Here is a 12561-nt window from a genome sequence, read left to right as displayed (position 1 = left end):
TGCTGAATGTTTGCTAATTTTACACTTTAATACTTAAATAATGCCAAAAACAATAAAAAAAGTCGGTGTTCTAACCTCGGGTGGAGATTCACCAGGAATGAATGCAGCAATTCGATCAGTCGTTAGGACATGTGCTTATCATAATATAGAATGCATAGGAATATACAGAGGATACCAAGGAATGATTGAAGGAGACTTCAAAGAAATGGGACCACGAAGTGTAAACAACATTGTAAATAAAGGAGGGACGATTTTAAAATCAGCTCGATCTACAGAATTTAGGACTCCAGAAGGAAGAAAAAAAGCTCATGAACATCTTTTAAAAGCTGGAATTGATGCTCTAGTTGTAATCGGAGGTGATGGTACTTTTACTGGAGGTTTGATATTTAATACCGAATTTAATTTTCCAGTTATGGGAATTCCAGGTACTATTGATAATGATATATTTGGAACAAGTCATACTTTAGGTTATGATACAGCCTTAAATACAGTAGTAGATGTAATTGATAAAATTAGAGATACTGCAAGTTCGCATAACCGTTTATTCTTTGTAGAGGTAATGGGAAGGGATGCAGGACATATCGCATTAAATGCTGGTATTGGAGCAGGAGCTGAGGAAATTTTGATTCCGGAAGAAGATTTAGGATTGGAAAGATTATTAGAATCATTACAAAAAAGTAAAGCTTCAGGGAAATCATCCAGTATCGTTGTTATTGCTGAAGGCGATAAAATTGGTAAAAACGTATTCGAGTTAAAGGATTATGTTGAAGCTAATTTACCGGAGTATGATGTTAGAGTTTCTGTTCTGGGTCATATGCAACGTGGTGGTTCTCCATCATGTTTCGATAGAGTTTTAGCTAGTAGATTAGGAGTAAAAGCTGTTGAATCATTATTGGAAGGCAAATCAAATTACATGGTTGGTTTACAAAGTGACAAAGTCGCTCTAACGCCATTAGAACAAGCTATAAAAGGTAAAACAGAAATTGATAGAGAATTATTAAGAGTTTCTGATATAATGTCAACATAGAAATCGTTAAAGTTTATTGTGAGGAAATTAGACTTTATATAAGTTAAATAAATACAAACAAAAATTAAAGTAAAATGTCAAAAGTAAAATTAGGAATAAACGGTTTTGGAAGAATTGGAAGAATTGTATTCAGAGAGTCTTTCAACAGAGATAATGTAGAAGTTGTAGCTATAAATGATTTGTTAGATGTAGATCATTTAGCATACTTATTAAAATATGATTCAGTTCACGGTCGTTTCAATGGAACTGTTGAAGTTATAGATGGAAAACTTTTTGTAAACGGAAAAAATATTCGTATTACTGCTGAAAGAAATCCTGCAGATTTAAAATGGAATGAAGTTGATGTTGATGTAGTTGCTGAATGTACTGGTTTCTTCACAACTATTGAAACTGCAAATGAGCACATTAAAGGTGGTGCTAAAAAAGTAATTATTTCAGCTCCTTCTGCTGATGCTCCAATGTTTGTAATGGGAGTAAATCATGAGGAAGCTTTAGCAACTGATATGGTTGTTTCTAATGCATCTTGTACTACTAACTGTTTAGCTCCATTAGCTAAAGTTATTAATGATAACTTTGGAATTGTTGAAGCGTTAATGACTACTGTTCACGCAACAACTTCTACTCAAATGACTACTGATGGTCCTTCTAGAAAAGACTGGAGAGGTGGACGTGCTGCTTCATGTAATATCATCCCATCTTCTACAGGTGCTGCTAAAGCGGTAGGGAAAGTTATTCCTTCATTGAACGGAAAATTAACAGGTATGTCAATGCGTGTTCCTACAACTGATGTTTCTGTAGTTGATTTAACTGTAAAAGTTGAAAAAGAAACTACTTACGAAGAAATCATGGCTGTATTGAAAAATGCTTCTGAGACTACAATGAAAGGTATCTTAGGATATACTGAAGATTTAGTTGTTTCTCAAGATTTCGTTTCTGATTCAAGAACATCTATTATTGATGCTAATGCTGGAATTGGATTGAACTCTACTTTCTTCAAAATCATCTCTTGGTATGATAATGAATATGGTTATTCTAGCAAATTAATTGATTTATCTGTACATATTGCAGGTTTAAAATAATTCTTTATATTTACAAAGTCCCGTTATATTATATTTAACGGGACTTTATTTTTTGTGCACTTTTTAAAATGCAAATTTCACACTGCATAAATTTTAAATAAGTAATACGAAATACAAAAAAACCAAAAAAACCAAAAAAAATGAGATTATTAGTTGATAGTGGCTCTACCAAAGCTGATTGGATTGCGATAGATGATGATGGGAAAGTGTTGTTTACAACGCAAACATTGGGATTGAATCCAGAAATTTTGGAAGGAGATGAAATAGTTGAGCGATTAAATGATCGTTTTGATATTTTACAAAATAAAAAAGAAGCAACCCATTTGTTCTTTTATGGAGCTGGATGTGGAACTGAAAGAATGAAAGTTGCACTTTCACAAATTTTTCAAAACTACTTTCCAAACGCAATTATAGTTGTTGAAGAGGATACTTATGCAGCTGTATATGCAACAACACCTAAAGGTGAAAAAGCAATTGTTAGTATTTTAGGTACTGGATCTAACTGCAGTTATTTTGATGGTAAAGAATTACATCAAAAAGTTCAATCATTAGGTTATATTGCTATGGATGATTGTAGTGGTAACGTTTTTGGAAAAGAATTAATTAGAAAGTATTATTTCAACAAAATGCCGAAAGAATTGGCCGTTGAATTTGAAAAATTATACGATTTGGATCCGGATGCTATCAAAAGTAAATTGTATAAAGAACCAAATCCAAATGCATATTTAGCAACATTCGCCAAGTTCTTAATTCAACATAAAGAAACTGAATTTTGCAGAAAAATTATTTTCAAAGGAATGAAATCTTTTGTAAAGAATTATATTAAACAATATGATAACTGTAAAGACGTACCTGTACATTTTGTAGGTTCTATAGCATTTTACTTAAAAGAGGAATTGCAAGAGACTTTTGATAAATATGAATTAAATTTAGGTAACGTACTAAGAAGACCAATTGATGGACTTATTGCGTATCATATTGCTAATAAATAATTTTTATGGAGATTGCAATTATTGCACACGATGGTAAAAAAGCAGATTTAGTTCAGTTTTTAGAAAAAAACAAAGCGGTTTTACAAGAAGAAAAAATTCAGTTAATTGCTACTGGGACAACGGGAGGTAAAGCTGAAAAGTCAGGATTCAAAGTGACTAAAATGCTTTCAGGTCCTTTAGGAGGCGATGCTCAAATTGCTGCCAGAGTTGCTGAAGGTAAAACTCAAATGGTTTTCTTTTTTAAAGATCCATTATCAAGTCATGCTCATGAAGCTGATATTAATATGCTTATTCGTGTTTGTGATGTACATAATGTGCCATTGGCTACAAATGAGGCAACGGCACAATTATTATTAAATGCTATTGCACTGCAATCATAGAAATTTCAACATTTACATTTTTTGGCAAAGAAGCCACTTGAACCGTTTCACGAGCTGGAGCGGTTTTTTCGTTAAAATAAGAACCATAAACAGTATTTATTTTTCCAAAGTCATTCATATCCATTATGAAAATTGTAGCTTTTACTACGTTTTCAAACGTCATTCCGGCAGCATCCAACACTGCTTTCATATTTAGCATAACTTGTTCAGTTTCGGCTTCAATTGTTTCGGTAATTAATTCACCAGTTACAGGGTTTATTGCAATTTGGCCAGAAGTATAAAGTGTATTTCCCTTAAGAACTGCTTGATTATATGGGCCAATTGGTGTTGGAGCATTTTCAGTAAAAATTATCTGTTTCATAATATTGTAGAGTTTAATTATTATAACTGAAAACTATAATTTAGTATTATAGCTTATTTTTTTAAGGAGAATTTTTTCTTAAAGAATTTATATTTTTATATTCACTTCAAATTTCTTTATTAAAAGGTGTAAAACTATCTGTTAGTTCTACTTCTTTTATCAAATTTTATATCACTTAATACACCGGATTTTATACCGATAAAAAAGCCCCAATTAGCATTTGTTCCAAATGGTGTCCAATTAAAATCCATTCTCCAGCTTAATAGATCTCTTTCAAAACGTAATTGAGTGAAAGTAACGCCTTTTTGTACAAAATCATAACCGGTTGATACACCAGCTTTCCATTTTGGACTGATGTCTGCATTGGCTGAAATCATTATGGAATTCCCTATGATTTTCTTTTCTCTATTACTATTTCCATAGGTCAAAGAGTAGGCAAAGGTCATGTCCCATGGTAGTTTTGCATTGAAGAATTCAGAAATTTTATCTTCTTCTTCTTCTTCACTATCACTAAATTGACTTTTTTTACTGTCGTTTAAATTAGTATTTGTTCCAAATAAATCATCTTCACGACCTCCATTTCTTTCGCTTTGAACGTTTTTATCTTTCTTAGTTTTATCCTTATCTTTACTTGAAATAGCATAATTCAAAGTCATGTTGGCACTTGTCATTCTAAATAAACTCCCGCCATTGTCAATGTTATAAACATTAATTCTAGTACCTGAATTATCAATGGCATAAGGATCTAAAGTCGCTCCAAAATTAACATTCATTTTATTTGCAAAAAGTTGTGTTCCACCGCTAACTCGAACCGGTGACCAAGCAAGGGATGTTTTTCCATCAGCATTAAGATTATAACTAGTTGAAAGGTTTAAATTATTAAGTAGCATTACCTTTTTAGGTTCGACCTTAGTACTGTCTTTATCAGTAACTTTAGCTTCAAAAGTATTGCTTAGATCAAATCCTAGCGTATTAGAATTTGAAATACCTGGCGCTCCAAAAATCCCAGCTTCAAAGCGAGAATATTGCTTTGTCATAGTCCCAGTTGCATCTGAAGCATATGTATCGTAATATTTTTCAAAACTAGGTGTGTAGCCATATGAAACTGACGGTCGCATTACGTGGCGGATTGATTTTATTTTTTTGTTTGCTCCAAAATTAAATGTTCCATAAATAGTTGTTCCTAAACTTGATGAAAAAGAGTATGTTCGATAAGCATCAAATCCATTTACAATATTATCGACTACTTTACTTTGTTCTTCATCATAACTCCTGTTGATCGTCTTGGTATACCAAACTTCTCTATAGTTAAAGGATGAAGAAGCGCTAAAATATTTGAATAATTTAAAATTGGTACTGATTGGAATTGTATGTTCAATACCTGTTTTTGCATTTCGAAACATTTGAGGCTTAAAGAATAAAGAATCGGTTGTAACAATACTATTTTTACCGCTCAAGTTGTATTGTAGATTGATGTTTTTAAAGAACCCCTTTTTTACGCCATCTTTACCTACAAATGGATATAAACGGTCTACACTTACTTGCAGTGTTGGTAAAGTCATATTGATTTCTTCAGTTTGTGTATTTTGAGAATGGGTTGCTGTCAACGACATTCTGACTTGGGGTACTGAATTGAATGTTTTACTGTAAGAAATCGAAGAGCTTAAAGTATTATTAAGATTAGATCCAATATTTGCCTGATTTATAGATTGTCTGAAATATTTACTGCTTCCAAGATTGACGGATGCTGAAAAACTTGAGTTTGGGTTTGATTTAGAGTCTTTTGAATGTGACCATTGAATGTTATAAATTTTTTGTTTTAAATAATCAGGATAACCTCTTTCGCTTGTAATTAAATTTTCGAATCGGAGATTTAAATTTCCGCGATATTTATATCGCTCAGCATAACTAGACTCAAAACGCAATCCATAACTTCCATTGGTATAATAATCTCCTAAAACTGTTAAGTCGTAATTATCGCTAAGGGCAAAATAATATCCTCCATTTTGTAAAGAAAACCCTCTTGTGTTCGAATCATTATAACTTGGTAAAATTAATCCAGAAACGCTGGTCTCTTTACTCATTGGGAAAAATGCAAATGGTAAAGCTATAGGTGTAGGTACATCAGCAATGACCATATTAGTTAAGCCAGTTACTACTTTTTTTCCTGGAATAAATTTCACTTTGTTCGTTTGGAAATAATATTCTGGATTATCAATATCTTTAGATGTGGTAAATCGAGCACCTTTTAAGAAATATACAGAGTCATTTTCTTTTTTAGTAATTGCCGCTTTTATTTTAAATTCTCCTTTATCAGATCTTGAATTCCAGATCAATGCTTTTTTTGTTTTGAAATTAAAACGAATTGAATCAGGTTCTACAACATTAGTTCCTTGCTTAAAGTTTGGATATTGTTTGTAAGCTCCAGTAGAATCTTTTATTCGGCCAGCATACACTTCGTTTTTTTCATAATCCATGACGATAAGACCAGATTTTAATTCGACATCCTGATAATATAGCTCTGCTTTATCGTATAAAGTGATCAGTTTTTTCTTTTGATCAATTTTTACATATTTCTCAGCCTTGTATTTTACTTTACCATCAAGAAAGGCTTTTTGGGGTTTAACAGTATCTATTTTTATGGAATCAGTTTCCTTTTTAAGGATTGGAGTCGATTTTTTAGGATTATTAACAACGGTTTTAGAGCTATCTCTTTGTTTTTTAGTAGCTATAGCTATTGCTTTTTTTGTTGTATCTTGAGAATATAATTTACCAGCTCCCATTGTTAGGAAAATTGATAATAAAACGATATTAAATAAGTTTGTATGCAAAGGTTTAAATGCTATTTTTGTAAAATTATGGCTTGTTTTTTGACATGTCAAACTTACATATTATTTTTTGTCAAAAATAATCAAATAAAGAATTTATAACCGTAGTGTTTTAATTAAAATTAACTTTTAAATTTATGCATATTTCATATAAAATTAAAATATTATTTACCCTTCTTTTTACAGTTGGTTCATTTAGTATTTATGCGCAATCAAATATTTTTAAAGTAACATTGGATGCAGGTCATGGAGCTCATGATTTTGGGGCCGTTTACAATGGACACGTAGAGAAAAACATTGCACTTGCAGTAGTACTAAAAGTAGGTAAAATTTTAGAATCCATGCCTAAAATGGATGTAATCTATACACGAAAAACGGATGTTTTTATAGATTTAGTAGAAAGGGCTAATATTGCGAATAGAGCTGATGCTAATATTTTTGTATCGATACATTGTAATGCAAATAGAAATACGGAAGGATTTGGGACTGAAACTTATGTAATGGGTATGACAAAAGTTGCTTCAAACTTAGAAGCGGCAAAAAAAGAGAACTCCGTTATAACTTTAGAGAAAGATTATAAACAAAAATATGAGGGATTTGATCCTAATTCTCCTGAAACAATGATAGGTATGACCTTGATGCAAGAGGAATATTTAGATAATAGTATTTCATTGGCAAGCAAAGTTGAAGATGCATTTGAATTATTGGGTAAAAAAATAAGAGGCGGAGGAGTTAAACAAGCCCCATATATGGTGCTGCATAAAGCATATATGCCCAGAGTTTTAATTGAAATGGGTTTTATTTCTAATTTTACGGAAGGAAATCGTTTAGACTCTGAAGATGGACAAAATGAAATTGCGAAAGCTATTGCTGAGGCTATTGTAAGTTATAAAAGTGATTATTATGGAAATGGTGAAACTGAAATTATTGATGTAAAACCATCTCAGAAAATTTTTGACAAACCAATAAAAGATACTTCATCTCCTGTAAAATCAAAAGTAAATTTAAATTCATCTGAACTCAAAAAAACAATAAAAAGTGCGGGTGATTCTCAGCCTTTATTTAAAGTACAACTTTCGGCAAGTGTAAAAAAAGTGGAGTTAGCCCCTAAAAATTTCAAAGGGCTAAAAAACATCTCTATTTCATATGACAATAGAGTTTATAAATACATGTATGGCGAGACTTCAGATTATGATGAAGCAAAAAGACAATTACAGGAAGCAAAAGATAAAGGGTATAATTCTGCTTTTTTAATTGCATTTAAAAATGGTGAAAAAATTAGTGTTCAAGAAGCACTTAAATAATAATAACAAGTTGGATATTTTATATTAATTTTGCAAAAAAAAAATTTTGAAAATAACTAGAGAAATTAAAACTGCCATATTAGTCATTGCATCAATTTTATTATTCATTTGGGGCTATAGTTTTTTAAAAGGAAGAGACCTTTTTACAAATTATAAAACATTTTATGTAGAATATGATAATGTTGAAGGATTAGCTACATCATCTCCTGTAACTCTAAATGGCTTGATTGTAGGAAAAGTAAATGGAATTACATTAAATGTAAGCACAGGAAAATTATTAGTTGAATTGCAAATGAAAACTGATTTTCCAATTTCTAAATCTAGTACCGCTGCTTTATATGAACCTGGATTCATTGGAGGAAAGCAAATTGCTATTTATCCTAATTTTAGTGATAAAACACTAGCGGTTGATGGTCAAAAATTGCAGGGAGAAACTAAATTAGGGCTTACAGATAAAGTGGCTGATAAATTAGCTCCTCTTCAGGAAAAGTTAGAAAAAATAATGGTTAACACTGATAAATTAATATCAGGAATTAATAATGTTTTAGATAAAAACGGACAAGAAAATTTAAAGGTTAGTTTGGCTGAGTTAAGTAAAACCATGGAGCAATTTCATAAAGCGACAATAGGTGTTAATGCTCTATTAGACGATAATAAAGTTCAAATAAAAGGCGCAGTAACTAACTTTAATAAAATATCTGGTAATTTTTCTAAAATATCGGATTCGTTGAATAAAGCTGATCTTGGAAAAACCGTTAAAAACTTGAATAAAACGTTAGCCAAAGTTGATGTTATTATGACTGATTTACAATCGGGAAAAGGTTCTATGGGAAAATTATTAAATGATGATGCCTTCTACGAAAATATTAAAGCAACAACAAAAGAATTAGAATTATTACTTCAGGATGTAAGACTTTCTCCTACTAGATATGTTAATATTTCTTTGTTTGGAAAAAAAAATAAACCTTATGTTGCTCCAAAAAACGATACGATAACTAAATCGAAAAACTAGTTATATGGACTATTTAGACAATATATTATTTGCTATATTATTAGGGATTGGTTTTGGTTATTTTTATAGCAATGTAAAAAAAATCATTAGAAATATTAATCTTGGAGGAACAATAGACCGTAAAGACAATGCTAAGCAGCGTTGGAAAAACATGGCTATGATAGCTCTAGGACAATCTAAAATGGTAAAAAGACCTATTGCGGGGTCTCTTCATATTGTCGTTTACTTAGGATTTATAATTATCAATATTGAGTTGTTGGAAATTATTATTGATGGTCTTTTTGGTACTCATCGAATTTTTGCTTTTTTAGGAAGTGCTTATGATGTATTGATTGCTTCATTTGAAATTTTGGCTCTTTTAGTTTTAGTTGCTGTTTTTGCTTTTTGGATAAGAAGAAACATAATTAAGTTAAAACGATTTTCAAGTACTGATTTGAATGGTTCTCCTAAAAAAGATGCCAATTATATTTTGTATTTTGAAGTTGTTTTGATGACATTATTTTTGTTAATGAATGCTTCTGATTTGCATTTGCAAAATATACCAGGAGGTTTCTCTCATTTTATTAAAGCTGGTTCATTTCCCATAAGTCAATTTATTGAGCCATTATTTAATGGAATGTCAAATGAGTTGGTAATGCTTCTTACAGAAATATTTTGGTGGTTGCATATTACCGGGATTTTGATTTTTATGAACTATCTCTATTTTTCAAAACATTTGCATATTATATTGGCTTTTCCAAATACCTTTTTTGCAAATTTAAATCCACAAGGTCAATTTGACAATTTAGAATCTGTTACTAAAGAAGTTAAAATGATGATGGATCCTAATGCTGATCCATTTGCTGCTGTGCCAGTTAACGAAACTGAGGCGCCAATTAAGTTTGGAGCAAGCGATGTTCTGGATTTAAATTGGGTACAATTATTGAACGCTTATACGTGTACCGAATGCGGTCGTTGTACCTCTTCATGTCCTGCCAATATTACAGGAAAAAAATTGTCTCCTCGAAAAATTATGATGGATACAAGAGACCGACTGGAAGAAGTAGGAAGAAATATAGATGCTAATAAAGGTATTTTTGTTCCGGATAATAAATCATTATTAAACGATTATATTACACCTGAAGAACTTTGGGCATGTACTTCATGTAACGCATGTGTTGAGGAATGTCCGGTAAGTATAAGTCCTTTGTCTATTATTATAGATATGAGACGTTATTTAGTAATGGAACAAAGTGCCGCACCAATGCCAATAAATGCTATGATGAGCAATATAGAAAATAATGGAGCACCATGGCAATACAATCAGCAAGATCGTTTGAATTGGAAAAATGAATAGTTGTTTAATTGGTTGTTTGTTTAATGAATCAACAAATTACTGAATACGCGAATAATTAAATCAACTAATAGCCAAATAAAAGTTTAAGCGAATAACCGAATCAATATAATATTATGTCAGAAAGTTTAATAGTGCCAACAATGGCTGAAATGTTAGCTCAAGGAAAACAACCTGAAGTTTTATTTTGGGTAGGTTGTGCAGGAAGTTTTGACGATAGAGCAAAAAAAATAACAAAAGCTTTTGTGCGAATTTTAAATCGTGCAAATGTATCTTTTGCAGTTCTTGGTACAGAAGAAAGTTGTACTGGAGATCCAGCTAAAAGAGCGGGTAATGAGTTTTTGTTTCAAATGCAAGCTATGATGAATATTGAGGTTCTTAATGCGTATGAAGCTAAAAAAATTGTTACTGCTTGTCCGCATTGTTTTAATACGTTGAAAAATGAATATCCTGAATTAGGTGGTAAATATGAAGTGGTACATCATACGGAGTTCTTAAAATCATTGTTAGATGATGGAAGATTGACAATTGAAGGAGGGCAATTTAAAGGAAAACGAATCACTTTCCATGATCCATGTTATTTAGGTAGAGCTAATAATGTCTATGAGGCACCAAGAGATTTAATTCTTAAATTAGATGCAGAATTAGTAGAAATGAAACGTTCTAAAGCTAATGGATTATGTTGCGGCGCCGGTGGTGCGCAAATGTTCAAAGATGCTGAACCTGGAAATAAAGAAATCAACATTGAGAGAACGGAAGATGCATTAGAAACAAAACCAGAAATTATTGCTGCGGGTTGCCCTTTTTGTAATACTATGATGACTGATGGTATTAAAAATAAGGAAAAAGAGGCAGATGTAAAAGTGATGGACATTGCAGAATTAATTGCAAATGCTCAAGATTTGTAGGGTTATATTCTTTTAACTTTCATCTTATTTATTATGATTTACAATAAAACTATTTTTTTCATAATGATACTTGTAAGTTTTGTTTCATTTGCTCAAACCTTGGATAAAAAGGATTCAATTGCTAGTATTGATACTTTAAAAGTTAAAAACAATTACCAAATACAGTTTAAGGCAAAACAATTGATTATTCCCGTAGCTTTAATTGGGTATGGGATAATTGGAATTGGTAGTGATCAATTAGAAGCATTCAATTTTGAAATTAGAGAAGAGGTAAAAGAAAATATAGATAGAAAATTTTCAATTGATGACTTTTCTCAATATGCCCCTGTTGCCTCAGTATATGCTTTGAGTGCTTTAGGAATTAAAGGAAAAAATAATATTCGAGATAAAACTATTATTGTTGCAACCTCCTATTTAATTATGGGATTAACAGTGAATAGTTTAAAAAAAATAACTAAAGTGGAACGACCTGATGGTTCCGGTTTTAACTCTTTTCCTTCAGGGCATACGGCTACAGCGTTTATGGGAGCTGAATTATTATATCAAGAATATAAAGATGTTTCCATTTGGTATGGAATTTCTGGGTATGTTGTTGCTACAGGGACGGGAGTATTTAGAATGTATAATAACCGTCATTGGTTTACTGATGTAGTTGCAGGAGCTGGAATTGGGATATTAAGTGCAAAAGCAGGCTATTGGTTGTATCCTGCCATAAATAAATTATTAGTATCCAAAAAGAACACAAATAAAAAATCAACATTTATACCTTATTATGATGGAAAGCAAGTAGGTTTTGGTCTTGTAACTGTTTTTTAATCATGATAGTAGTACAATTAATTATAAAAAAAATAATATGTATATTCCATTTGAAAATTTACCAGAAGAATCCAAAATATGGATTTATCAATCGAATAGAAAATTTTCGGATGAGGAGTTTTCTGAAATTGAAACTGCCTTGCAATCTTTTCTTGAAAGTTGGGCTGCACATGGTACCAGTTTAGAATCATCTTACCAATTAAAATACAATAGGTTTATTATTATTGCCGTAAATCAAGATGTTCAAGCTGCAACAGGTTGTTCTATTGATTCTTCAGTAGAGTTTATCCAAAGTTTAGAACAAAAATACAATGTCGATTTGTTGGACAAAATGAATGTGACTTTCAAATTAGGAGAGCATATTGCCCACAAGCCTTTAATTGATTTTAAGAAAATGGTTAAAGATAAAGCCGTTACTGAAAACACAATTGTTTTCAATAACTTGGTTAATAATATAGAAGAATATAATGAGTCTTGGGAAGTTCCAGCCATCGATAGCTGGCATAGTCGCTTTTTTTAAA

General features: G+C 31.3%; 12 protein-coding genes. 10 read left to right on the top strand and 2 right to left on the bottom strand.

The window, feature by feature from the left end; translation table 11 throughout:
- Positions 1-40: 40 nt before the first annotated feature.
- From pfkA to T410_RS13885, 4 genes are all read left to right on the top strand, one after another.
- Positions 41-1027 (top strand): 6-phosphofructokinase, encoded by a 987-nt coding sequence (gene pfkA / locus T410_RS13900; protein ID WP_035672830.1) that lies wholly within the window; start codon positions 41-43, stop codon positions 1025-1027.
- A gap of 74 nt (positions 1028-1101) precedes the next feature.
- Positions 1102-2106 (top strand): type I glyceraldehyde-3-phosphate dehydrogenase, encoded by a 1005-nt coding sequence (gene gap / locus T410_RS13895; protein WP_035672828.1) that lies wholly within the window; start codon positions 1102-1104, stop codon positions 2104-2106.
- A 140-nt stretch (positions 2107-2246) separates the two neighbouring features.
- Positions 2247-3098, top strand: coding sequence for an N-acetylglucosamine kinase (locus tag T410_RS13890; protein WP_035672825.1), 852 nt, complete (start codon positions 2247-2249; stop codon positions 3096-3098).
- A 5-nt stretch (positions 3099-3103) separates the two neighbouring features.
- Complete coding sequence (locus tag T410_RS13885; protein ID WP_035672822.1) at positions 3104-3478, top strand: methylglyoxal synthase; 375 nt, start codon at positions 3104-3106, stop codon at positions 3476-3478.
- Here the strand turns inward: T410_RS13885 and T410_RS13880 are convergent.
- Both T410_RS13880 and T410_RS13875 read right to left on the bottom strand, forming a co-directional pair.
- Entirely contained in the window at positions 3459-3839 is a 381-nt protein-coding gene (locus T410_RS13880; RefSeq protein ID WP_035672820.1) for a RidA family protein, read from the bottom strand. The two genes, T410_RS13885 and T410_RS13880, sit on opposite strands and share 20 nt — an antisense overlap.
- 134 nt (positions 3840-3973) lie before the next feature.
- Positions 3974-6721, bottom strand: a complete 2748-nt coding sequence (locus T410_RS13875; RefSeq protein WP_081897849.1) for a putative LPS assembly protein LptD — start codon at positions 6719-6721, stop codon at positions 3974-3976.
- Between the two features lie 83 nt (positions 6722-6804).
- Between T410_RS13875 and T410_RS13870 the strand changes: the two genes are divergently transcribed.
- The 6 genes from T410_RS13870 to T410_RS13845 all read left to right on the top strand — a co-directional run bounded on the left by T410_RS13870 (position 6805) and on the right by T410_RS13845 (position 12560).
- Positions 6805-7971, top strand: coding sequence for an N-acetylmuramoyl-L-alanine amidase (locus tag T410_RS13870; protein ID WP_035672818.1), 1167 nt, complete (start codon positions 6805-6807; stop codon positions 7969-7971).
- A 46-nt stretch (positions 7972-8017) separates the two neighbouring features.
- Positions 8018-8983, top strand: coding sequence for an MlaD family protein (locus T410_RS13865; protein WP_035672816.1), 966 nt, complete (start codon positions 8018-8020; stop codon positions 8981-8983).
- Positions 8984-8987: 4 nt separating this feature from the next.
- Positions 8988-10319 carry a (Fe-S)-binding protein gene (locus T410_RS13860; RefSeq protein WP_035672813.1) on the top strand — a complete coding sequence of 444 codons (1332 nt, stop codon included), beginning with the start codon at positions 8988-8990 and terminating at the stop codon, positions 10317-10319.
- A 113-nt stretch (positions 10320-10432) separates the two neighbouring features.
- Positions 10433-11224, top strand: a complete 792-nt coding sequence (locus T410_RS13855) for a (Fe-S)-binding protein (protein ID WP_035672811.1) — start codon at positions 10433-10435, stop codon at positions 11222-11224.
- A 63-nt stretch (positions 11225-11287) separates the two neighbouring features.
- Positions 11288-12040 (top strand): phosphatase PAP2 family protein, encoded by a 753-nt coding sequence (locus tag T410_RS13850; RefSeq protein WP_152556959.1) that lies wholly within the window; start codon positions 11288-11290, stop codon positions 12038-12040.
- A gap of 37 nt (positions 12041-12077) precedes the next feature.
- Positions 12078-12560: a hypothetical protein gene (locus T410_RS13845; RefSeq protein WP_035672808.1), complete on the top strand. Its 483-nt coding sequence runs from the start codon at positions 12078-12080 to the stop codon at positions 12558-12560.
- Position 12561 lies beyond the last annotated feature (1 nt).

Origin of the sequence: Flavobacterium sp. 83, assembly GCF_000744835.1 — a bacterium.
Taxonomy (GTDB): Bacteria; Bacteroidota; Bacteroidia; order Flavobacteriales; family Flavobacteriaceae; genus Flavobacterium.
Note: the sequence above shows the minus strand (reverse complement) of the source record. Positions and strands in the feature narration are given on the sequence as shown.